This is a genomic window from Streptomyces sp. NPDC052043 (assembly GCF_044548235.1).
Classification (GTDB): domain Bacteria; phylum Actinomycetota; class Actinomycetes; order Streptomycetales; family Streptomycetaceae; genus Streptomyces.
The window spans coordinates 18,977-41,326 of record NZ_JBIUBT010000021.1 but is presented as its reverse complement, the minus strand read 5'-3'; the positions used below and the strand labels follow the sequence as shown (position 1 = coordinate 41,326).

Sequence of the window (22,350 nt, the reverse complement as noted above, 5' to 3'; positions counted from 1 at the left end):
GGGCCTTCACGCGTTGTCGAGGGTCTTCATGATGACGAAGCTGTTGACGGTGGCCACCCCGGGCAGGGAGGCCAGCCGGCCGGCGTGGAAGTCCTCGTAGGCGGCCAGGTCGGCCACCTCCACGTGCAGCAGGTAGTCGAAGCTTCCGGTGATGTGGTGACAGGCCCGCACCTCGGCCAGCCGCATCACCGCGCTCTCGAAGGCGGCCACGTCCGCCCGGACGTGCCGCACGAGCCGCACCCCCGCGAACACCCGCAGGCCCCGTCCGACCGCGGCCGGGTCCACCACCGCCCGGTAGCCGCGGATCACCCCTGTCTCCTCCAGGTGCCGTACGCGCCGCAGGCACGGCGACGGCGACAGCCCCACCCGGGCGGCGAGCTCACTGTTGCTGATCCGCCCCTCCTGCTCCAGCACGGCCACGATCGCACGATCCACCTCATCCATGGAGGCAGATTATTGCGGTGAACGCCCATCCTGAACAAAGAGATGCTGCCCAGTGGCGCAATTTTCTGCCGACGTTGCCGCCATCCGCGTTCCGGCGACATCTCGCCGCGCCATGCTGGATTCCGACCTACCGAAACAATGCGGAAGGGCCAGCCATGCCGGGAACAACCACCGCCACCGTTCACGCGGACCGCCACGTCCACCCCGACCGCGCCGTGGCACCGCCGATCTATCAGACCGCGGCGTTCTCCGCCGCGAGCGGCGAGACGTTCGTCCAAGGCGCGGTCGAACCGCGCGGCAAGGACTTCTACACCCGCTTCGGCAACCCCAACCACGCCCAGGTCGCGGCCGTCGCCGCCGAACTGGAAGGCACCGAGGCGGCAATGGTCACCGCCTCCGGCATGGCCGCGCTCACCACCGCGGTCCTCGCCCTGGTCTCGGCCGGCGACCACGTCATCGGGCAGAAGTCCACCTACGGCGGCACCGCGTCGGTGCTGCTGAACCTGCTCCCGCGCCTCGGGGTCTCGACGACCCTGGTCGACCAGCGCGACCCGGAGGCGTTCGAGCGGGCCCTGACTCCCCAGACCCGCCTGGTCCTGGTGGAGACGCCCAGCAACCCCCTGCTGCAGATCACCGACCTGCGGGCCGTCGCCGACCTGGCCCGCGCCCACGGCGTGCTCACCCTCGCCGACAACACCTTCGCCACCCCGCTCAACCAGCGCCCCGCCGAGCACGGCATCGACGTCGTCTGGCACAGCGCCACCAAGTACCTCAACGGGCACTCCGACGTCTCCGCAGGCGTGCTGGCCGGCCCCGCCGAGGTCCTGGACCGCATCTGGGACACCAGCCTGCTCACCGGCGCCACCCTCGGCCCCATCGACGCCTGGCTGCTGCTGCGCGGCATACGCACCCTGCCTCTGCGCATGCCCCGGCACAACGCCAACGGCCAGGCCCTCGCCGAGGCCCTGAGCGAGCACCCCGCCGTCACTCGCGTCCACTACCCCGGCCTCGCGGCCCACCCTCAGCACAAGCTGGCCGCCGACCAGATGACCGGCTTCGGCGGCGTGCTCAGCGTCGAGTTCACCGGCGGCTTCGACATGGCCGACGCCTTCCTCGGCCTGCTCCACTACCCGGTGCGCTCCGCCAGCCTCGGCGGCGTCGAATCGCTCGCCGTGCACCCGGCGTCCATGTGGCGCGGCATGCTCAGCGACCAGCAGATCACCGAAGCCGTCCCCCCGGGCCTGGTCCGGCTGGCCGCCGGCACCGAGGACACCGCCGACCTGGTCGCCGACGCCCTCGCCGCGGCCGACGCCGTCCTCGCCCAAGCCCACCGCGCCTGACCGTCGCCGCGCCCGGGTCCCGCGCGCCCGGCCAACCTGCGGCCCGGTCTGCGCGGCGTTCCCCGCGGTCTGGAAGCAGGACTCGAACACGCATGTGCAAGGAGTGTTACCCCATGAAGATCCTCATCTCCGGCGGGACCGTCCTGACCATGGACCCCGCGCTCGGCGGCCTTGCACGCGGCGACGTCCTCGTCGACGACGGGAAGATCGTCGACGTGGCCGCCCGCATCGACACGGCCGACGCGGAGGTCATCGACGCCACCGACCGGATCGTGATGCCCGGCTTCGTCGACAACCACCGCCACTCCTGGCAGACCGCGTTCCGCGGCGCCGGCGCCGACTGGACGTTCCCCGAGTGGGCCCAGGCCATGCACCGCACGGTCAAGCCCCACTACACCCCCGAGGACGTCTACATCGGTACCCTCCTCGGTCGGCTGGAGGCCCTGCACTCCGGCGTCACCACCATGCTCGACTGGTACCACGTCGCCCGGACCCACGCCCACGAGGACGCCGCCGTCGCCGCCCTCACCGACGCCCCCGGGCGCTCCGTCTTCTGCCTCGGCGCAGGATGGGGCAGCAGCGCGGACGTCGACGACGACATCCGCCGCGTGCGCGCCCACCTGACCGGCGGCCGCATCGACATGGCCCTCGGCCTGCGCGGCCCCGCAGCCACCGGCATCGACACCGTCGCCCGTGAGGTGAAGCTCGCCGACGAACTCGGCCTGCGCATCAGCCTCCACATCGAAGCGCCCGGCGTGATCGCCGAACTGCGCGAGCACGGCCTGCTGCGCGACACCCTCACCGGCGTGCACGCCAACGGCATCGGCGAAGAGGAATTGCGGATGCTCGCCGACGCCGGCGGCTCCATCTCCATCAGCCCCGACGTCGAGTTGAAGATGGGCTTCGGAGCGCCGATGACCGGCCTCGCGCTCGCCGCCGGACTGCGCCCCACCCTGTCCATCGACGACGTCCCCTCCGCGGGCGGCGACATGTTCTCCACCATGCGCACCGCCTTCGCCGCCCAGCGCGGCCTCGACGGCGCCCTGCGCTCTCGCGACCTGCTGGACTTCGCCACGGTCGACGCCGCCGCCTCCCTCGGTCTCCAGGCCCGCACCGGCACCCTCACTCCCGGCAAGGACGCCGACCTGATCCTGCTGCGCACCGACGACCTGACCGTGTTCCCCGTCACCGACCCCGCCGGGACTGTCGTCAGCGCCGGCCACCCCGGCCTGGTCGACACCGTCCTGGCCGCCGGCCGCATCATCAAGCGCGACGGCGCCCTGCTCGGCGTGGACCTGACCGCCCTGCGCACCCGCCTCCTCGAATCCCGCGACCGGATCGCCGCCGCTGCCGGAATCCCGCTCGACGGCACCTGGCACCCCCAGCCCGCAGCCTGACCCGGCCCCGGCAACCCGCCGCCTCCGCTGCGGCCGCCCCGTCGCGGCGCCGCTTCCACCCTTGCCGCCCGCCTGGCCGACCACGGTCCGCCGCGCCCCGCTCCCGTCGGCCCGCGTGGTTCCGCGGGCCTGGACGGTCCCGCGCACCAGCAGCAGCCCGGAGGGGAAGCCGCGGACGATCCCAGGGATCTCACGGATCCGCTCCCCGTGGCGTCTACCGATCGTGGACCGCCGAGAACCTCTCGTAGGTCTGCGTTCCAGCTACAGGGGAGGATTCGTAATGATTGGCAATGTCGAAGTTGTCGCGGGCACTCTTTCGACGGTCGTCTTCGTGGCATCTACGTTGCCTATGCTCGTGAAGGCAGTGCGTACCCGCGATCTCGCCTCGTACAGCGGGGGAAATCTCATACTCAGCAACACGGGGAACCTCCTCTACGGCGTCTACGTCGTCAGCCTTCCGGTCGGACCGGCATGGGCTCTCTACGCATTCAATTTGTCCGTGAGCGCGACCATGCTGGTTCTCTGGCTCCGCTACAAGGCCGCGGATCGAGCCCTCAACCGCGTGACGGAGCTCGGTGTGTCCTTTGTCGGCGCCGACTGGCGCGGCTCGTACGGCTCGTACGGCTCGTGAGCGTACGGGGCAGTGAGTCCGGGGCTCCCCGTCGTCAGCGTCCCGTACACGGTGCACGTGTCCTGCCCAGTCCTGCGGCTGCGGCTGCGGCCGGCCGATCTCGTCGTCCGATCTCACGTTCGTACCTCGGCGAGCGTCTCCAGTACGAGACGGAAGGAATCGACATGAACACCAAGCACATCGTGGTCGCCACCGAGCTCGGCCCTGTCACGATCGTTGCCTCGGACGATGCGGTCACGGGTCTGTACTTCGCCCACCACGTCCGTCGCCCCGCGCAGGAGACGTTCGGCACCGAGGTCCCGCTGGCGACGGATGCGCTGCTCGCGGAGGCTGCCGTGCAGCTGAACGACTACCTCGGGGGCGGGCGGCGCGGCTTCGACCTGCCGTTCGATGCGGCCGGCAGCGAGTTCCAGCACCGGGTGTGGGCCGCAGTGGCGGCGATCCCGTTCGGGGAGACCACCACGTATGGCGCGATCGCGGAGCAGCTGGGTGACAAGTCCCTCGCGTACCAGGTCGGCCAGGCCGTGGGGGCGAACCCGCTGTGTGTCTTCGTGCCCTGCCACCGTGTTGTCGGCGCGGACGGCAGCCTCACCGGCTATGCCGGGGGGCTGAAGCGGAAGCGGGCGCTGCTGGAGCATGAGGAGCCCGTACAGGCCGCCGCCGGACGACTCTTCTGAACGGATCTCACGACTGTGACCCTTCCAGCGTCTTCAGCGAGATGAACATGAAACAGCCGTTCGAATCAGTGGTGGCGTGCCACGGGGTCACCGTTCTGCGTGTCTGCCGTTCGCTCCTCGGAGTGGACGACGCGGACGATGCGTGGTCGGAGACGTTCCTCGCCGCGATGCGTGCCTATCCGGAGCTTCCGGAGACGGCGAACGTCGAGGCGTGGCTCGTGACCATCGCGCGCCACAAGGCCATCGATGTCCACCGTGCCGCGAAGCGGAATCCGCTGGCGGTACAGGAGCTTCCCGAGGCCCCGACCGACTTGGGCGTCCCCGGTGTCGAGGACACCGACCTGTGGGAGTTCGTCGACCGGCTGCCCGAGAAGCAGCGGCAGGCGATCACCTACCGATATCTCGTCGGGATGTCGTACGCGGAGATCGCGGCGATCCTCGGCGGGAGCGTCGACGCGGCCCGAAGGGCATCCGCCGACGGCATGAAGAAGCTCAGAAACACCTATCCGGGCGCGACCTCGAAAGGAGAAAGATCATGAGTGACATCCGTAACGACGGCACCCTCGCTGCCCTGTCGGCGCCCATCGACCCGGAGAAGCTGGCGATGCTGCACCAGCGGCTGGAAGCCGCCGCCCAGGCAGAGGGCCTCGTGGACGTCGCCTACACGACGGTCGACAGCCCGGTCGGGAAGCTGCTGCTCGCGGCGACCCCGAAAGGACTCGTCCGCGTCGCCTACGCCCGCGAGAACCACGACCAGGTACTCGAAGCCCTCGCCGCAAAGCTCAGCCCGCGCATCCTGCGCGCGCCGAAGCAACTCGATGAGGTCGCCCGCGAGCTCGACGAGTACTTCGACCACCGCCGACAGCAGTTCGACCTGCCGCTGGATCTGTCGCTCTCCCGCGGATTCCGCCAGCTCGTGCAGAAGCACCTGCCACAGATCGGCTACGGGCAGACCCGCAGCTACAAGGAGATGGCCGAGATGGTCGGCAGCCCCAAGGCCGTCCGCGCCGTCGGCACCGCCTGCGCCACCAACCCGCTCCCGGTCGTCGTGCCATGCCACCGCGTGCTCCGCACCGACGGCACCCTCGGCGGCTACATCGGCGGCCTCGAGGCCAAGACGGCCCTGCTCAATCTGGAGGCGGCATGAGAACCAAGAGCACCCGACCGGCCGACCTCTGGCGCGACCGCGTCGATTCGGCCGACTGGTCGGCAGTGACCGACGAGGTGAACGAGTACGGCGGGGCACTCCTGCCCCAGCTGCTCGAGCCCGAGGAGACACGGGAGATCCGCGGCCTCTACGAGAGCAACGACCTGTTCCGCAGCACGATCAACATGGGCCGCCACCGGTTCGGAGAGGGCGAGTACAAATACTTCCGTGCTCCCTACCCAGAACCGATCGAACGGCTGAAGCAGGCGCTTTACCCGCGGCTGCTGCCGATCGCCCGCGACTGGTGGACCAAGCTCCGCCGGCCCGCTCCCTGGCCGGACACGCTGGATGAGTGGCTGCAGATGTGCCACGACGCCGGGCAGACCAAGTCCACCGCCATCCTGCTCAAGTACACCGAGAAGGACTGGAACGCCCTGCACCGCGACCTCTACGGAGACCTCGTGTTCCCGCTGCAGGTCGTCATCAACCTGAACGAACCCGGCGTCGACCACACCGGCGGCGAGTTCCTGCTTCTGGAACAGCGGCCGCGGGCACAGTCGCGCGGCACGGCGACCCTGCTGCCGCACGGGCACGGCTACGTGTTCACCACCCGGGACCGCCCGGTGCGATCCACGCGCGGCTGGTCGGCCGCCCCGGTCCGGCACGGCGTCTCCGCGATCCGCTCGGGCGAGCGGCACACGCTCGCCCTCGTCTTCCACGACGCCGCATGAACACCGCGAAGAGCTTCACACTCACCGGAAGCGACGGCCGCCCCTACGCCTCGCCCGTCAAAGGCGACTGGGGCGGCCACCGCGGCGGAAAGATCTACGGACGCCTCGACTGCCCGGCCGCGCTGCGCGCGCTCGCCCGCGGCGGCTATGCGAAGGACCGCGTCTTCTTCACCGACGAGCAGACCGCTCTCGCGGCCGGCTACCGCCCGTGCGGAGCCTGCTGCAAGGACCGCTACCAGGCGTGGAAGAGCGCCAAGGAGAAAGGCCAGCCATGGAAACCCTGACCAGTCCGCTCCTGCGCAGCACACGCCCGGCATCGCAGTGCGAAACCATGATCACCGAAGCAGAGGTGAGCGCGCTCGTCGCCCTGGCGCGCTCCCGAGGCGCGCAGACGGCTGCGATCGGATCGGGCCGCGACCCGCTCGCCCACGAGTCCATGCGTGCGATAGCGGAGGCATGGGAGCGCGCAGGAGGCGAGATGGCGCGGGAACTCACCTGGCCCGAGACCGCAGCCTCGTGGCTGCGACAGGCCACACGGTTCGCCGCCGCCGAGGCAGACCTGTGGATCATGCACGGCCCGCCCCTCGGATGGGCGCAGATGACCCGGCGACTGCTGTGGTCCACGCCGTGGCAGCCGGCCCACACGCTCCTGACCGGAGCCGTCTCCGACCGCCGCACGCTCGACCTCGTCGGGCGCCACAACCTGCCCGGAATCTCCGGCGTCACGCGCGACGGCGACACCTGGCAGCTCGGACCCGACGACCACGGCGGAGCCTCCCGGCTCGCCTACCACGGCGTCACCCGCGTCCACCCGTTCACCGCTCCGGACGGCTGCGGCCTGGACAGCGGACGGATCAACATCACCATGCGCATGACCGGCCTCACCGACTGACAAGGACCCCGAACCAGATGAACGAACTGCTCGAAGACCCTGGCGTCGTGATCGGGGAGGACGGCCTCGCCCGACCCGCATGGGCATCTGCCGACCCGCTCCTGCGTGACTACTACGACACGGAGTGGGGGATGCCGGTCACCGACGAACGCGGAGTCTTCGAGCGCGTCTCGCTCGAAGGATTCCAGGCAGGACTGTCCTGGGCCACGATCCTGCGCAAGCGCCCCGCATTCCGCGACGCGTTCGACGGCTTCGACCCCGACACCATCGCCGATTACGACGACCAGGACGTCGAACGGCTCCTGGCCGACACCGGCATCGTCCGCAACCGCCAGAAGATCCTCGCCACCATCCGCAACGCGCGAGCGACGATCGAACTCCGGGAAGACAGGGGACTCTCCGCGCTGATCTGGTCGTTCCAGCCCGAGACCACGCCCAAGCCGCGGGTCTTCGAGGACATCCCGACCACCTCGCCGGAGTCGGTGGCGCTGTCGAAGGAACTGCGTCGGCGCGGCTTCGCATTCGTCGGCCCGACCACGATGTTCGCCCTCATGGAGGCGATCGGGATCATCGACACGCACCTGCTCGGCTCCCACCGGCGCGGCACCTCCGGCATCTGGCCCGCATGAGCATCATCCGCATCGACGCGCGAGGCCCCTTCCACCACACGGCCGCACTCGCGCTGCTCGCCGCCCACGCCATCCCCGGCACGGAAGAGGTCGATGGCACGCGCTACCGGCGCGTCCTCGCCGTCGAGGACGAGCACACCGTCGTCACGCTCGACCTGAACCGCCACGGCATGACCGCCTCGTTCGAGCCCCCGATCAGTGACCGTGAAACGGCCGCGGCCATGGTCCGCGCCTGGTTCGACCTGGACACCGACACGGCCGCCATCGACAGGGCCCTGGCGCAGGACCCGCGACGGGCAGGGCTGGTCAGACGCCGGCCGGCACTGCGACTCATTCGCTACCCCGACGAGTTCGAAGCCGTCGCCGCGACCGTGATCGGCCAGCAGGTCTCCCTGGCAGCAGCACGCACCTTCGCCGGCCGACTCGTCACTGCCTGCGGACACAAGATCGACGACCTCCACGCCTTCCCGGATGCCACGACCCTCGCACAGCGCGACGCCGACGAGATCCAGAAGCACGCGGGCCTGACACGCGCCCGCACACGAACCCTCCACGAGGTGGCCGTGAGGTGGGCGGACGGCCCCGTACTGCAAGGGCTTCCCGCCGACGAAGCCCGTCAGGTCCTCCTCACCATCCCCGGCATCGGGCCCTGGACCGCCGACTACCTGCTGGTGCGGGCGCTGCAGCACCCGGACACCTTCGTTCCCGGCGACCTCGTCGCACGCCGCGCCCTCGGACTCGAACAGAAGGCCGCCGCCGAACGATCAGCAGCCTGGGACCCGTACCGTTCCTACGCGCTCCTGCACCTGGGGACGGACGCCGCGTACCTGTGATCTCACGGATCAGCGAGGCAGAGCGTCTTCCCGTCGTCCGGCGATGGCCCAGGCATGCCTGCGAGCGCAGCGCCCCGCGCCCGCGGCACCGCGACGACCGGGGCGCGGGTGGAACCATGAAACAGATCCTCTATGCCCTCGACGGCCTGTTCGTCGGAGCAGATCCGTTCGCCGCCCCGCGGCTGCAACTCACCACGCTCAGCGAGAACGGCGCAGGCCCCACCGAAAGGGACCGCTCGACAAGCTCACCTGGATCCACCCCATGGTCCGGCACTGCGTACTGGGAACCATGATGAAGACATACGCCCTCGGCCGTGCCGCAGACGCCGGCGCCACCCGGATCTGGGGGAACAGCGACCCGGGATCGTCGAGGTACTTCCGCACGCTCGGGGTCCTGCCGGCCTGACGACCTCACGGATCGCCACCGCGAGCCGTTTTCAAGGCGTCGGAGCCTCGCTCCGACGGTACCCACGGCCGGACCGCGCCCGAGGGCCGCGGGTACCACTGCGTCTCAGCCTGCCGGAGGTACTGACGACGGCATCGCGACCTGTGACGCCAAGGAAGCCGGACACATCGCGCTCTGGACCCCGGACGAGGCGGACTCAGAGATCTTCCACATGAGTCTCGCGCTGGTCGCCGACTGGCGAAGACGCGCCCCGGAAGTCCGCGGTCCGGATCTCACGTTCTGCCCGGGCCCGGCGTCTTCCACATGTCGGAGACCACCACCGTCAACCGACCAGCCACACGAGAGAAGGAGCACACCATGTCGGTCGAAAAGAACAAGGCCATCGTCGGGCGCTGGTTCACGGAGTTCTGGGGCAGTGACTTCAACCCCGCTGTCATCGACGAGCTCGCCGCCCCCGACATCCGCTTCCACTACTCGCTGCACGAGCCCATGAACGGGCGCGACGAGGTGCGCGAGTTCGCGACCCGGTTCCGCACCGCGTTCCCGGACCTCAACTTCTGGGGCACCGCCGACCTCATCGCCGAGGGCGACTACGTCGTCGGCCAGTGGGAGGGCGGCGGCACTCACACCGGGCCGATCGTCTTCGATGACCTGCCCATCGGATCCGTCCCTGCGGCCTCCGGCAAGACGATGCGGTTCACCGGCACTACCGTCCTCAAGGTCGTCGACGGGCTCATCGTCGAGGAGATCGGCCTCGACGACGGCGTGAAGGTCCTCCAGCAGCTCGGGATCATCCCGGCCGAGTAAAGCGCTGCCGCACAAGCGTCGTCTACGACCCCTCCTCAGGGGCGTCCATGGCGGCTGTAGTTTCATCTCAGGCATTGAGGCTTTTCCAGCATCAGGCTGGAAAAGCCTCAATGTGAGCTGTCGGACGTACCAGTGAGTTTGCGTAAGTCCTCGGGGGTCACCTGGTGTTGAGCCAGGCCTCGAAGAACAGTGAGAACTGGTTCAATGCCTTCTTCCAGTGTGCCGCGACGTGGTTGACACCGCTGGCCTTGGGAGCGATCAGTTCACGCGCCGCGAGGTAGAGCACCTTCGGCGCGGCCTGCTCCTCCGATCTCGTCGTCGATCCTCACCTGGGGTGTGGTCAAGAGGGTCTCCAAGTCGGGCGTCACTACCGGATGTTGGAGGTCGTCGTCTGGTCCGCGGGCCAAGAGTCCCGAAGTTCTGGCGGCGTCGCGCGAGGACTCAGCGGCGGCGATCCTGACGGCGGAACGGATGGACGCGCACACCGCCGCCCTGGCCGAGCCGCGGGAACCGGTCACCTCCGGCTGACGGCTCTCACCGCCTCGCCGGGAGGCTCCGACCGGCCACACGGGTCCGCGCCCGCCGACCGTTCCGGCTCGCTCCGGCCCAGGGGTGCGGCTTCCGGAACGCTTCATTCCTGTTGCATACCGGGATCGGCCTGTCACCTTCCCTTCACCCGGGCGCAGGGGGAATGTCGGGTTCCGGGAGCACGCTCCCGGGCGTGAGACGTATCGCAGGAATAGTCCTGGCGGTGCTGCTGATCGGCGGAGTGGTGACCGCCGTCGTCGCAGGCCGTGAAGGACAGGACACGAGCACGGCAACGAAGACCGTGCGTGGCGTGATCGGATCGGAGAAGTCGGACTTCTTCGCCGACCCCGCCGTGGTGAAGGCCCTCGCAGCCAAGGGCTACACCGTCAGGACCGAGACCTCCGGGTCCTGGGCCATGGAGGGGCTCGACCTCGCGGGGTACGACTTCGCCTTCCCCTCCAGCCAGGCCCCGGCCGACGCGCTCGCCGCCAAGTACCACGTGCAGAAGCCCCTGCCGCGGCCGTTCTACTCGCCGCTGGTCGTCGTGGCGCACCGCAACGCCGCCGAGGTGCTGGCCGCGAACGGGCTCGCCGGTCTGGACCGGCACCGCGGCACGCTGCACACGGCCCGCTACCTCGACGCCGCCACGCACGACCGGACCTGGCAGCAGCTCAAGGGGGCCCAGCGGCACGGCGAACTGACCGGCACGCTCTACATCGCCAGCACCGACCCGGAGACCTCCAACTCCGGCGCCCTCTACCTCGCCGCGGCCTCGTATGTCGCGGGCGGCGGGCGGGTGGCGGCGAGCAAGGCCGACATCGAGCACACCGCGCCCCTGATGCACAAGCTGATCAGCGTCCAGGGGGCGCAACAGCCCAGTTCGGACGCCGCGTTCCGGGACTTCGTCAGCGGTGTCGGCAATCCGCTCGTCCTCGTCTACGAGTCCCAGGTGGCGGCGCTGCTGACCGACGGCCAGGGCCTGGACGACCTCACCGTCCTCTACCCGGACACCACCGTCAACAGCGACCACACCGTCGTGCCCCTCACCCCGGCCGGCCGTGACCTCGGCGATCTGCTGAGCACCGACCCGACCTTGCGCCGGCTGGCCGTCCGGCACGGATTCCGGCCGCAGGGCGACACCGCCGAGTTCACGGCGGCGACCGCCTCCCACACCTCGTACCTCAACCAGAAGCTGACCGGTGTCCGGCAGGCGCCCGTGCCCACCTCCGCGGTGCTGCACGAGATGGCGCGCCGGGCCCGGGGCCAAGGGGAAAACACGTGACCGACAACGACACCTTCACCCTCACCCCGCCGGAGCCCGTCGCCCCGGTCCCGCGCGAGAAGGCGGGCGGGGTGGTACCGCTCGACGACTCCGTACACGCGGACATGGCCAGGAAGGCCGCCGACTATGTCACGGGGCTCGCCGGTCTGGACGCCCGCTCCCCCGAGTTCGCCGGCAAGGTCGGGGAGATCACCGCGCTGGGCGCGAGCGAGATGCGCAGCGCGTCCGCCCAGTCCAACCGGATGCTGGAGCGCTCGGTCCGGACCCTGCCCGGCAAGGGCGACGACGCCCAGTCCCGGGTCGGCACCTCGCTCGTCGAACTGAGGCGGGTGGTGGAGGACCTGGACCCCCGTGATCTTCCGGCCGGCCGCGGGCGGCGGTTCCTCTCCAGGCTGCCCGGCGGCAACCGGCTCCGCGACCACCTCGCCAAGTACGCCTCCGCGCAGGGGACGCTGAACAGGATCGTGGGCTCGCTGCGCGGCGGCCAGGACGAGCTGCGCCGCGACAACGCCGCCCTCCAGACCGAACGCGTCCGTCTCTGGGAGACCATGGGCAGGCTCCAGGAGTACGTCGTGCTCACCGAGGCCCTGGACACGGCCGTCGAGCGGCACATCGCGGACGCCGAGGCGGCCGACCCCGCCCAGGCCGACGCCCTCCGCGCCGATGTGCTCTTCCCGGTCCGCCAGAAGCACCAGGACCTGCTGACCCAGCTCGCGGTGTGCGCACAGGGCTATCTCGCCATGGACGTGGTGCGCCGCAACAACGACGAACTGATCAAGGGCGTCGACCGGGCGGCCACCACCACTGTCTCCGCCCTGCGCATCTCGGTGATGCTGGCCTCCGCCCTCGACAACCAGCGCAAGGTCGTCGACCAGGTCAACGCCCTGCGCGGGACCACGGAGGACCTCATCCGCGGCAACGCCGAGATGCTCGCCACCCAGAGCGGGGAGATCCAGCGGATCGCCGCCGACCCGGCGGTCGGCGCGGAGACCCTGCGCTCGGCCTTCCAGCAGATCTACCGCACCCTCGACGCCATCGACACCTACAAGGTCCAGGCGACGGAGACCATGGCCGCGACGGTGGAGTCCCTCACCACCGAACTCCAGCACGCGAGCGCCTATCTGGAGCGCAGCCGCTCCCAGGGTGCGCTGGAGGGCGGTTCCGCATGAGGCTGCGTCTTGGCGGACCGACCGTGCTCGCCGGGCTCGCCGTCCTGCTCACGGCGTGCACGACGACCCCCGAGCCCCGGGACACGGACGCCCCCCGGCCCGGCACCCTTCGGGTGCTCGCCTCCAGCGAGCTCGCCGACATGACCCCGGTCCTCGACGAGGTCCGCAAGAGTACCGGCATCACGGTCCGTCCCACCTATACGGGCACCCTGGACGCCGTGGACCAGCTCGCCGAGGGCACGGTGGACGGCCGCTACGACGCGCTGTGGCTCTCCTCCGACGACTATCTGCGGCTGCACCCCGAGGCGGCGAAGAAGGTCGTCTCCGAGACCCCGGTGATGTCCAGTCCGGTCGCCCTCGGCGTCAAGCCCGCGACCGTGAGCGCGCTCCACTGGAAGCCCGACGACGTCACCTGGTCACAGGTCGAGCAGGCGGTGCGGGACGGCAGGCTGACCTATGGCATGACCGACCCGGCCCGCTCCAACTCCGGGTTCTCCACACTGATCGCGGTGGCCTCCGCGCTCTCCGGCGCCCAATCCGCGCTCACCGACGCGGATGTCGCCAAGGCCGCCCCGAGGCTGAAGGAGTTCTTCAAGGGACAGAAGCTGACCTCGGGGTCCTCCGGGTGGCTGGCCTCCGCCTACACCCGCCGCGGCGACGTCGACGCGCTGCTCAACTACGAGTCCGTGCTCCAGGGCATCCCGGGGCTCACGGTGATCCGCCCCCGCGACGGCGTGGTCACCGCCGACTACCCGCTCTCCTCCCTCTCCTCGACGAGCCAGGCCACCCGCGAGGACGTCCGCCGGCTCGTCGAGGCCCTGCGCGCCCCGGCGGTGCAGCGGCTGATCACCGAACGTACCCATCGCCGTCCGGTGGTCGCGTCCGTGTCCCCGGCCGCGGGGCTCGACACCGGCCGGCGCCGCGAACTCCCCTTCCCGGGCACCCGGTCCGTGGCCGACGGCCTGCTCGGGGCGTACGAGAACACGCTGCGCCGCCCCTCCCGCACCGTCTACGTCCTGGACACCTCCGGCTCGATGGCCGGCGACCGTCTCGATCGGCTCAAGAAGGCCCTCACGGGCCTGACCGGCGACTTCCGCGCCCGGGAGGAGGTCACCCTGATGGCGTTCGGGTCCGCGGTGAAGTCCGTACGGACCCATGTGGTCGATCCGTCCGATCCGCGGCAGGGGGCGGACGCCATCCGCGCGGACACCGAGGCGCTGACCGCCGGCGGCGGCACCGCCCTCTACACCTCCCTGGAGAAGGCGTACGAGCACCTCGGGACGGACCGTGACGCGTTCACCTCGATCGTGCTGATGACGGACGGCGAGAACACCACCGGGGCCGAGGCCGTCGACTTCGACGCCTTCTACCGACGGCTGGACGCCCACCAGCGCGACATCCCCGTCTTCCCCATCCTCTTCGGCGACTCCGACCGCACGGAGCTGGAACACATCGCCGAACTGACCGGCGGCCGTCTCTTCGACGCCCAGAAGGGCTCGCTGGACGGAGCCTTCGAGGAGATCCGTGGCTACCAGTAGGGCGCTCGGCTATCTCGAGTCGCGCAAGAACATCGCCGGCAGCGCCTCCGGGATCGTCGGACTCGCGCTCACCTTCACCGGGGTCGCGGGCCCCTACTGGCCCGTCGTGGTGGCCGGTCTGTACGGCGCGGGCGCGCTGATCGCCCCGCCGGAGCGCCCGTCGGTGCCCGACTTTCCCGATGCGTCGGCCCAGCTGGACGAACTCCGGGCCGACTTCGGGACGCTGCGCGCCTATCTGGCGGATGTGGAGCTGCCGCCCGCCGCCTCCGGCCGCCTCACCGAACTGACCGAACTGCTGACGGCGCTGCTCGATCCCGGCTGGGTCGCCGATGTCCTCGTCCAGGATCCGGAGGCCGTGCACACGCTGTCGCGGGCCGTGCGGCAGGACGTCCCGGAGGCCGTCGACACATTCGTACGGACCCGCTGGTGGAGCCGGCTGACCCCCGGGCAGGAGCCGCCGGAGCGCCATCTGGAGAGACAGCTGTCCCTGCTGCACGAGGAGGCGGACCGGCTGGCCTCGGCGCTGCGCGAGACGGAGGCACGGCGGCAGGAGACCCATACGCGGTATCTGGAGGACCGCTCGAAGTGACATCGGGCCGGGGCCCCGCACCCTCGTGTGCGGGGCCCCGGCCCGTCGGCGTCAGCCCAGGTGCGGCACCAGCGCGCGATACTCGTCCCACAGCTCCTTCGGGGTGTGGTCGCCGAAGGTGTTGGAGGCGCCGTTCGCGCCGAGAGAGGCTGAGCCGCTCCCATGCCATCCTGACCAGGTGAACGGACCCGGGATCCACATCAAGTTTGCCCCCGAGCTGGGGCTCTTCATGCCTTGGGTTTCCGGCGCGAGGAGCACGTGGCCGACTGACGCTTCTCTTGCTCACTGCCACCTATGCCGGTTTCAGATCGACCGGCAAATGGAGGCCGGTGTCGCCTGGCGGCGGCGGACGACGAGGGATGGTTATTCGCCCGTCCACCGGTTGCAGTCATGCTCTAATCACCGGATGACGAAGATCGAATCAGAGCTGATACGACGTTGGCTGAACGGCTGGACCGTGGCTCGCCACCTGCCCGAGGCCGAGCCGGTCGAGTCCGCCGGGGACGGCCTGCGGTCCAAGTGCGACCAACCCGGCCGCGAGGTCGAGGTGTTCGCGCTGCGTGCGGACGAGGAGCCCGAGTCCTTGGCACGGCTGGCGGCAGCCGTCGCCGCCGCGAGGCAGATCACCTGGCTCACGGTACCTACGCTGCGCCCCGGCACCGTCGAAGCCGTCGTCGGCGCCGCCGGACTGGAGGTGCTCCACCGGTCCGAGTGGTTCATGACGACCGATCTGGCCGAGCACCCGCAGTACGCGCCGGCCGCGCCGTACAAGCGCGAGGTCCGCACGGAGGGACCAGTCACGGTCGTCTCCCTCCATGACTCCTCCGGAGAGGTGGCGGCGCGTGGCACCATCGCCGTGGTCGGTGCTGATGCGGTCGCCGATCGCATCGAGACGGACGCGGCGCACCGGCGACGCGGCCTGGGCCGCGCCATGATGAGCGCTCTGGCGGAGGCCGCCGTGGCCCAGGGCGCCCGTACCGGTCTTCTCATCGCCAGCGAGGAAGGCCAGCGCCTCTACTCCTCCCTCGGCTGGCGCCACGAAGCCGACGTCCTGATCGCCCGGGGGCCGGTGGCTCCCTCCAACCGGTAGGACTCGCTCACGCTGGCCGATCCGCCCTTACGCACGGCGCACTCCCCGAGCTTGGGGACACGGCCCAGCCGCGCCGCGGCGGCGATCTCGGCCTCGATCCGCTCCTCCTTGTCGACCAGGCGGCCTTAGCTCGTCGCCTTGTGCTTGGAGGCGTTCGCTTCGAACTTGGTGCCGTCCAGGACAACGCGGCCCCCCTTGACCATGCCGAGTTTCTGCGCGAGGTGCAGCGACTGGGTGAACAGGTCCGCGAGGGCGTCCAGGTGGCGGCGGCGAGACCGCGAGATCGAGCGGAAGTCTGAGGCCTGGCCGGCGGCCAGGAACCGGAACGCGATGTCGTCGGCGCACTTGCGCTCGATCGCCCGCGAGGAGCACACCCCGGTGGTGTAGCCGTAGATCAGCAGGCGCACCGGCTGCTGCTTTTCCACAGGCTCGACCTCGAACAGCCCATCCCACCGCGCATGCTGCGATTCTTCCGTACCTGCGATCCTCAACCGGAGGTGGGGCGCTGACCGGTCGGATAATCCAAGTGCGGTCTGGCCGCCCCGCGTGATACTCCTGCCTGCCATGGGCGATCTTGTGACAGCGCGGCTCGTGCTTCATCCGATGACCGTCAGCGAGGCTGAGGAAGTGGTGGCGGGCAAGTCGCACAGCGGTGCCCGATGGGCGCCCGGGTACCCCACCGATGGGGATGTGTCCGCCGCCAGGCGCTTCCTGGGCACCTGCGCGAACACCGGTGATCCCCAGCCGTTCGGCAACTATGAGATCCGTCGCCGTGAGGACGGTCAGGCGATCGGCGGCCTGGGCTTCCACGGACCTGCGGACGAGAACGGCAGCGTCACGATCGGCTACGGCCTCATCCCGTCAGCGCGAGGCAAGGGATACGCCTCCGAAGCCCTCCGCGGACTGCTGCTGTTCGCGCGGGCACGCGGTGTCACCTGCGTGAAAGGCGACGCCGACCACGACAACATCGCGTCCCAGCACGTCATGACGGCAGCCGGCATGCGGCCGGCCGGACAAGATGAACGCGTCAGGTACTTCAAGATCGCCTGGACTGACACGACGGCGAATACTGACCCACACTCCTAGCTTCGGGTCCTCCTCCCCCCGACGTGGAGGTGTCCCGCAGCCACCCGCCCGCCCACGCCGCCTCTCAACGCGCAGGTCACGGCGTCCGCTGGTCTCTTCCAGGACAACTGTCCTTGGCAGAGCCAAGTGTGTGAAGCAGCCCACCCACCGCAGTCACTCAGCGTGCCTGCGGCTGGGTCGGAGACGCGTCGCCGCAGATCCAGGCCACTCACTTGGCAAGGCCGAGGGAATTGCGATGCCGCATCGTTGAAGATCCAGACCATTCCCGGGCCAGCGATCCCACTGATCCGCAGGTCTTCGAGGACCACCAGGGCGTTCTTCGCGACGATCCGGGCGGCCCGCTGTGCGCAGAAGTCCCCACGCCGGTCCGACACCCGGGACATGATGCGGCCTATGGCCCTGATCGTCTTGTGCCGGTTCGCGCTGCCGCGTTTGGACCGGGTGAGGCGTTGTTGCAGACGCCGGTATCGGACGCTCTCGCCGGCCGTGATGAACGGCCGGTCGTGGAAGTCGCCGTCCGAGGTGACGACGGCGGTCTTAACTCCCCGGTCGATGCCCACGGCGGTACCGGGCATGGCGTGCCGCTCGGGAGCGGCCGCGCGGTCGTCCACGAGGAACGACACAAACCACCGGCCGCCCTTGCGGGACACGGTCGCGGAACGGATCTCACCACCGAGGGGGCGGGACCAGCGGAAGCGGACCCGGCCCAGCTTCGGCAGCTTGACCCGGCCCCACTTGCGTCCCAGCCGCTCCACGCTGATCTGCTGGGCGTCGGGGAACCGGAACGACGGCGACCAACGTGCCTTCGACCGCCACCGCACCGTGAACGTGCCGTGATCCCGGCAGGCCCGGTCCAGATCCTTGAGCGTCTGCTGCAATGCGTGCGACGGTGCCGCCTTCAACCACGGGTGCTCACGCTTGGCGTCGGCCAACTCGGCGCAGTGCGGCACGTAGTTCATCCACGCCCCGCGCCGCCGGTATTCCCGACGCTGCTCCAGGGCTGTGTTCCACACCGACCGGCAGATGCCGCCGAACTCCTCGCACATCTCCTCTTGTTCGGACGAGAGGTCGAGCAGGTAGCGACGACCTGACAGCATGAGAACACCCCCCTGCAACTGGTGCGATCACCATAGTGCGCGCCACTGACAACGCAGAGAACTCCGCCGCTGCGCGGCTCCGCGCCAAGGATGAGCTGACCCCGTCCTGAAGGACGGGGCTTGCGCTCAAGAGATCCGGTCAAATACGCGGCGGGCCTTGCTCGATCCGGCGCAGGATCGGCTCGGCACGTTCCAGGTCATCACCCCAGGGCATACGCTCATCCCACCACGTGACCCCGGCGTCGGCCAGCGGGCCAACAAGGTCACGCCCCGCAGTCCCGGCGGGGCTCATGCCGCCGATGACGATGTCGAACCGCTGGTCCGCGAGCCCGTGCCCCGCGCGGCATGCGCGCAGGAACAGCACCAGTTCCCGGACGTTGCTCACACCCGGTGGCCGCGCGGCCTCAACCCCGGCCATGACCGGGATGGCCCCGTCCCACCGTGCCGCCCGGCGCATCGGTGCCTTGTTCGGCCAGAACCCTCCGACCCAGATCGGCACCCGCGGACGCTGCGCCGGGGTCGGCCGGAAGACCACATCGTCGATCGTGATCTGATTGCCTCGGTAGGTCACCGGCTCCCCGGACCAGAGCAGATCCAGTGCATGCAGGCCCTCGTCCAGGCGCTCGGCGAGCATCCGGGGGTCGGTCGTGTCGCCAAAGCTCCCGTACTCGTCGGCCACGGGAGCACCCAGCCCGGCACCGAGGACCATGCGCCCACCGGTCAGCCGATCCAGGGTGGTTACTTCCCTGGCCAGCTTGGCCGGCCGCCGCCGAGCCACGGGCGTGATCGCGGTGCCCAGCCGGATCCGGCAGGTGGCCAGGGCCGCGGCGGTGAGCAGGATCCAAGGGTCGGCGACTTCCCGGCGCAGGTTCTTCTGCTCGACGACGTGATCCCACACCAGCAGCGCGTCCCATCCGGCCTCCTCTGTCCGACGGGCCGCCTCGGCGAAGACCTCCGGCTCCGCGAACTCGCCGAAGTTCGGAACGCAAACCGAATACTGCATGGCCACACCATGCCACCCGGCGCTTCGGCAGACGAGTCTCGGAGCTGATGTATCGACGTGCGTCCAAGGCCAAGAACTTCCGCCATGCCCCTGCTGTGGGCCAAGTAGATCCGGCAGCGCGCCTGCGCGTCAGCATCCCGCCCTTCGCCGGGCCGCTCCCCCTCCTTGGGGGCGCGCCCCGCCGTCAGCCGATTGCCTTCCTCGTCGTAGACGACGGTCTCTGTCTCGGAGGCGGCCGTACGTATGCATGTTCCCGGATTCGAGCCAGGCACGGTGTACTGCTCATCCTGCACGGCGACGGTGTAAGCCGTGAACGGAGTGCGATCAACCCAGGGCTCCCATACCCACGGGCCTACACCCGCCACAGCAGTCACGATGAGGCCAGCGACTGGCCGCCTCAGTATGCGATGCCGAATGGGCGGTAGCCTCTCTGCTGTCACTCACAGTGGCCGCTGCACTGAAGCTGAGCCAGAATCGAATCTGGTGAACAGAACCAGCCAAGCACTGGCCGCGGTCCGGGCGTCGCCGCTGAAGCAGAAACCCCAGGGCAGTGGCCTGGGGGTAAGTGCAGAGGGTGTTGCGGGCGAGCCTGCCGGGCTCACAAACGCCGGCTGTAGCGGCGCTCCGGGCGTCCCGCACTGCCGTAACGCAGGGACACGTCCGCGCTCCCTGTGGCGTGGAAGTGCTCCAGATAGCGACGGGCGCTGACGCGGGAAATGCCGGTCAGGGCTGCGCACTCCGCGGCGGACAGGGTGCCGTCGGCGTCGCGGAGGGTGCGTTCGATCAGGTCGGCGGTCTCCACGCTCATGCCCTTGGGCAGGGAGCGGGGCAGGGGTGCGATCGCGCCGGCAAGGACGCGGTCGACGTCGGCCTGGCCACGGACGACCGTCGAGTGGAGGCTGGCCCGGCGGGCCGCGTACCGCTCCAGACGCGGTCGTAGATCCTCGTACTCGAAGGGCTTGAGGAGGTAGTCGACCACGCCGTGCCGTACTGCGCCGCGGACCGTGTCGGCCTCGCGCGCCGCGCTGATGACCATGACGTCACAGTCGTGACCATCGGTGCGCAGGCGAGAGACGACGTCCAAGCCGAACACATCCGGCAGATACAGGTCGAGCAGGACCAGGTCAGGGCGGAGTTCACCGACGGCCGAGATCGCTTCTGCTCCGGTGCCCGCCGTCCCCACGACCCCGAACGGCGCGACGCGTTCGACGAAGGTGCGGTGGACCCTCGCCACCATGAAGTCGTCGTCGACCACGAGAACGTCGATCGCTTCCTGCATCTCCTTCATCGGGGTGCCCCTTCCGCCACCATCGAGGCCGGGTGGCTGACCGTCATGCGCGCGGTGAACATGGCCCCGTCGGGGGTGTTGCTCAACGAGATCTCGCCCCCGTGACGTTCGCAGACCAGCCGGGTGAGGGCCAGGCCGATGCCGCGTTCGCCCTCCTGGGCGGCCTTGGTGGTGAAGCCGTGGGCGAAGACCTCGCGTGCAAGTTCCGGCGCGACGCCGGGACCGGAGTCGCGCACCACGATCTCCACACTAGAGGTGTCCTGGCGCAACTCGACCTCCACCCAGGCCTCTTCGGCCGTCGTCGCGGCCGCGTCCACCGCGTTGTCGACCAGGTTGCCCACCACGGTCGCCACATCGGCGGCGTCCTCCGGCGCGAGCCGGTCGAGGGCCGTACTGTCCGAGATGCGCAGCGTGACCCTACGTTCGGCCGCCAGCGAGGACTTCGCCATGAGCAGGGCCGCTACGGCTGTGTCGCGCACCCGGCGGCTGAGCGTGACGTCCAGTGCCTGGCGGCGCTGGTTCAACGCGCGGATGTAGCGGACGACCTCGTCCTGCTCGCCGATCTGGATCAGTCCGGAGATGGTGTGCAACTGGTTGGCAAACTCGTGGGCCTGCGCTCGCAGCAGCTCGGAGGAGCTGCGGAAGGAGCCGATCTCCCGCTCGAGCCGGGCCAGTTCGGTGCGGTCCCGCAGCGTGGTGACAGAGCCGAGCAGGCGGCCGTCCTTGACGACCGCCATCCGGTTCAGCACCAGCACCCGGCTGTTGCGTACGACGACCTGGTCCCGCTCCTCCGTGGCGTCGGTGAGGACATCGCGCAGCCGCCCGTCGACGCCTACGCCGGCCAGGCTCTGGCCCACACAGTCGGCAGGCAGGCCGAGGAGGTGCCGGCCCACCTCGTTCACCAGGGTGATCCGAGCCTGCGGGTCCAGGGCGACCACGCCCTCCGCGATGCCGTACAGCATGGCCTCCCGGTGTTCGGCCAGGCCGGTGATCTCGCGTGGCTCCAGCCCAAGCGTCTGCCTCTTCACCCGCCGGGCCAGCAGCCAGGAGCCGGCCACGCCGAGCCCGCTGGCGATGCCGAGATACGCCAGCAGATACGAGGACGCCCCGCTGAGGCGCTGCCACACCGTGGGGGACGCCTCGCCGATCATTACCGTCCCCAGGTACGATCCGACGTCGCCCTGCGTCGCTCCGAGCACCGGCACCTGGGCCACCAGCTCACGGCTGCCGTCCAGGGTCAGCGAACCGGACCAGCCGCGGGCCTTGGCAGGACCCGCCCCCAGGGGTAGCCGGTCCCCCACCACCGTGGGATTCGTGGAACTGACAACCCGGCCGTCGGCGTCGGCCACCGTCACCGAGGTGATCCCGGACTGCGCCTGCGTGGAGTGCACCAGCGGGGCGAGGGTCTCCTCCGACGCGGACCGCACGAGCTGGCTGCGCACCAGCGGATTGGCGGCCAGTTGCTCGGCCAGTGCGCTGACCCGACGCCCCTCGACTCGGTGGAAGGTTGCCGCCGACTGGGCGAGCGACACTGCGGCCACCGCGACCAGCACGACCACGACGATCGCCAGCTGCAGCACCAGCATCTCGCCCGCGAGGGTATGGCGACGAAACGCGCTGACCACAATGAACTCAATCTCTGTTGCCGACACAACCTGGGCGGCTCGGGCGCCGAGCCGCACAATCATGACGCCAGCCCGGTGAAAGTGGAAGAGCGGGTGGCCGGAGCGTCGATTGTGGAGGAGA

24 protein-coding genes and 1 pseudogene are annotated in these 22,350 nt (G+C 69.9%); 18 read left to right on the top strand and 7 right to left on the bottom strand.

Annotation, left to right across the window (positions count from 1 at the left end; translation table 11 throughout):
• Positions 1 to 6: 6 nt before the first annotated feature.
• Complete coding sequence (locus ACIHCX_RS35725) at positions 7 to 444, bottom strand: Lrp/AsnC family transcriptional regulator (protein ID WP_400037092.1); 438 nt, start codon at positions 442 to 444, stop codon at positions 7 to 9.
• Positions 445 to 599: 155 nt separating this feature from the next.
• Between ACIHCX_RS35725 and ACIHCX_RS35720 the strand changes: the two genes are divergently transcribed.
• From ACIHCX_RS35720 to ACIHCX_RS35665, 12 genes are all read left to right on the top strand, one after another.
• The gene (locus ACIHCX_RS35720) at positions 600 to 1,784 is read left to right on the top strand and encodes a trans-sulfuration enzyme family protein (RefSeq protein WP_400037090.1); all 1,185 of its coding nucleotides are present in this window, start codon (positions 600 to 602) and stop codon (positions 1,782 to 1,784) included.
• 113 nt (positions 1,785 to 1,897) lie between these two features.
• Positions 1,898 to 3,181, top strand: coding sequence for an amidohydrolase family protein (locus ACIHCX_RS35715; protein ID WP_400037088.1), 1,284 nt, complete (start codon positions 1,898 to 1,900; stop codon positions 3,179 to 3,181).
• Between the two features lie 280 nt (positions 3,182 to 3,461).
• Positions 3,462 to 3,812: a hypothetical protein gene (locus ACIHCX_RS35710; protein WP_400037086.1), complete on the top strand. Its 351-nt coding sequence runs from the start codon at positions 3,462 to 3,464 to the stop codon at positions 3,810 to 3,812.
• Between the two features lie 164 nt (positions 3,813 to 3,976).
• Positions 3,977 to 4,489, top strand: a complete 513-nt coding sequence (locus ACIHCX_RS35705) for a methylated-DNA--[protein]-cysteine S-methyltransferase (protein ID WP_400037084.1) — start codon at positions 3,977 to 3,979, stop codon at positions 4,487 to 4,489.
• 47 nt (positions 4,490 to 4,536) lie between these two features.
• Positions 4,537 to 5,028, top strand: coding sequence for an RNA polymerase sigma factor (locus tag ACIHCX_RS35700; protein WP_400037082.1), 492 nt, complete (start codon positions 4,537 to 4,539; stop codon positions 5,026 to 5,028).
• Positions 5,025 to 5,636, top strand: a complete 612-nt coding sequence (locus ACIHCX_RS35695; protein ID WP_400037080.1) for a methylated-DNA--[protein]-cysteine S-methyltransferase — start codon at positions 5,025 to 5,027, stop codon at positions 5,634 to 5,636. The genes ACIHCX_RS35700 and ACIHCX_RS35695 overlap by 4 nt, the downstream gene beginning before the upstream one ends.
• Positions 5,633 to 6,367, top strand: a complete 735-nt coding sequence (locus ACIHCX_RS35690; protein WP_400037078.1) for a 2OG-Fe(II) oxygenase — start codon at positions 5,633 to 5,635, stop codon at positions 6,365 to 6,367. Before ACIHCX_RS35695 ends, ACIHCX_RS35690 begins: the two co-directional genes overlap by 4 nt.
• Entirely contained in the window at positions 6,364 to 6,651 is a 288-nt protein-coding gene (locus tag ACIHCX_RS35685) for an Ada metal-binding domain-containing protein (protein WP_400037076.1), read from the top strand. The genes ACIHCX_RS35690 and ACIHCX_RS35685 overlap by 4 nt, the downstream gene beginning before the upstream one ends.
• A 47-nt stretch (positions 6,652 to 6,698) precedes the next feature.
• Positions 6,699 to 7,259, top strand: a complete 561-nt coding sequence (locus ACIHCX_RS35680; protein ID WP_400037074.1) for a hypothetical protein — start codon at positions 6,699 to 6,701, stop codon at positions 7,257 to 7,259.
• A 17-nt stretch (positions 7,260 to 7,276) separates the two neighbouring features.
• Positions 7,277 to 7,888, top strand: a complete 612-nt coding sequence (locus tag ACIHCX_RS35675) for a DNA-3-methyladenine glycosylase I (RefSeq protein WP_400037072.1) — start codon at positions 7,277 to 7,279, stop codon at positions 7,886 to 7,888.
• Complete coding sequence (locus ACIHCX_RS35670) at positions 7,885 to 8,721, top strand: DNA-3-methyladenine glycosylase family protein (protein WP_400037070.1); 837 nt, start codon at positions 7,885 to 7,887, stop codon at positions 8,719 to 8,721. Before ACIHCX_RS35675 ends, ACIHCX_RS35670 begins: the two co-directional genes overlap by 4 nt.
• A 763-nt stretch (positions 8,722 to 9,484) precedes the next feature.
• Positions 9,485 to 9,934 carry an ester cyclase gene (locus ACIHCX_RS35665; protein WP_400037068.1) on the top strand — a complete coding sequence of 150 codons (450 nt, stop codon included), beginning with the start codon at positions 9,485 to 9,487 and terminating at the stop codon, positions 9,932 to 9,934.
• A gap of 157 nt (positions 9,935 to 10,091) precedes the next feature.
• On the opposite strand, the gene ACIHCX_RS35660 is transcribed toward ACIHCX_RS35665, so the two are convergent.
• Positions 10,092 to 10,220 carry a hypothetical protein gene (locus ACIHCX_RS35660; protein WP_400037066.1) on the bottom strand — a complete coding sequence of 43 codons (129 nt, stop codon included), beginning with the start codon at positions 10,218 to 10,220 and terminating at the stop codon, positions 10,092 to 10,094.
• Between the two features lie 435 nt (positions 10,221 to 10,655).
• On the opposite strand from ACIHCX_RS35660, the gene ACIHCX_RS35655 reads away from it, so the two are divergent.
• From ACIHCX_RS35655 to ACIHCX_RS35635, 5 genes are all read left to right on the top strand, one after another.
• Positions 10,656 to 11,744, top strand: a complete 1,089-nt coding sequence (locus ACIHCX_RS35655; RefSeq protein WP_400037064.1) for a substrate-binding domain-containing protein — start codon at positions 10,656 to 10,658, stop codon at positions 11,742 to 11,744.
• Positions 11,741 to 12,913 carry a toxic anion resistance protein gene (locus tag ACIHCX_RS35650; RefSeq protein WP_400037062.1) on the top strand — a complete coding sequence of 391 codons (1,173 nt, stop codon included), beginning with the start codon at positions 11,741 to 11,743 and terminating at the stop codon, positions 12,911 to 12,913. The genes ACIHCX_RS35655 and ACIHCX_RS35650 overlap by 4 nt, the downstream gene beginning before the upstream one ends.
• Positions 12,910 to 14,451 (top strand): substrate-binding domain-containing protein, encoded by a 1,542-nt coding sequence (locus ACIHCX_RS35645; RefSeq protein WP_400037060.1) that lies wholly within the window; start codon positions 12,910 to 12,912, stop codon positions 14,449 to 14,451. The genes ACIHCX_RS35650 and ACIHCX_RS35645 overlap by 4 nt, the downstream gene beginning before the upstream one ends.
• On the top strand, positions 14,438 to 15,040 hold the full coding sequence (locus ACIHCX_RS35640; protein ID WP_400037058.1) for a hypothetical protein: 603 nt from the start codon (positions 14,438 to 14,440) through the stop codon (positions 15,038 to 15,040). The genes ACIHCX_RS35645 and ACIHCX_RS35640 overlap by 14 nt, the downstream gene beginning before the upstream one ends.
• A gap of 406 nt (positions 15,041 to 15,446) precedes the next feature.
• Positions 15,447 to 16,130, top strand: a complete 684-nt coding sequence (locus ACIHCX_RS35635; RefSeq protein WP_400037056.1) for a GNAT family N-acetyltransferase — start codon at positions 15,447 to 15,449, stop codon at positions 16,128 to 16,130.
• 128 nt (positions 16,131 to 16,258) lie between these two features.
• On the opposite strand, the pseudogene ACIHCX_RS35630 reads toward ACIHCX_RS35635, so the two are convergent.
• Positions 16,259 to 16,537, bottom strand: a pseudogene (locus ACIHCX_RS35630) (transposase); the annotation flags it as partial.
• Positions 16,538 to 16,694: 157 nt separating this feature from the next.
• On the opposite strand from ACIHCX_RS35630, the gene ACIHCX_RS35625 reads away from it, so the two are divergent.
• Positions 16,695 to 17,216: a GNAT family N-acetyltransferase gene (locus ACIHCX_RS35625; RefSeq protein ID WP_400037053.1), complete on the top strand. Its 522-nt coding sequence runs from the start codon at positions 16,695 to 16,697 to the stop codon at positions 17,214 to 17,216.
• On the opposite strand, the gene ACIHCX_RS35620 is transcribed toward ACIHCX_RS35625, so the two are convergent.
• The 4 genes from ACIHCX_RS35620 to ACIHCX_RS35605 all read right to left on the bottom strand — a co-directional run bounded on the left by ACIHCX_RS35620 (position 17,213) and on the right by ACIHCX_RS35605 (position 22,229).
• Positions 17,213 to 18,313, bottom strand: a complete 1,101-nt coding sequence (locus tag ACIHCX_RS35620; protein WP_400037051.1) for an RNA-guided endonuclease InsQ/TnpB family protein — start codon at positions 18,311 to 18,313, stop codon at positions 17,213 to 17,215. The genes ACIHCX_RS35625 and ACIHCX_RS35620 overlap by 4 nt on opposite strands.
• Positions 18,314 to 18,452: 139 nt before the next feature.
• A complete protein-coding gene (locus tag ACIHCX_RS35615; RefSeq protein WP_400037049.1) occupies positions 18,453 to 19,316 on the bottom strand; it encodes an LLM class flavin-dependent oxidoreductase in 864 nt (287 codons plus the stop codon).
• Between the two features lie 598 nt (positions 19,317 to 19,914).
• Positions 19,915 to 20,604, bottom strand: coding sequence for a response regulator (locus ACIHCX_RS35610; protein ID WP_400037047.1), 690 nt, complete (start codon positions 20,602 to 20,604; stop codon positions 19,915 to 19,917).
• A complete protein-coding gene (locus ACIHCX_RS35605) occupies positions 20,601 to 22,229 on the bottom strand; it encodes an ATP-binding protein (RefSeq protein ID WP_400037045.1) in 1,629 nt (542 codons plus the stop codon). Before ACIHCX_RS35605 ends, ACIHCX_RS35610 begins: the two co-directional genes overlap by 4 nt.
• Positions 22,230 to 22,350 lie beyond the last annotated feature (121 nt).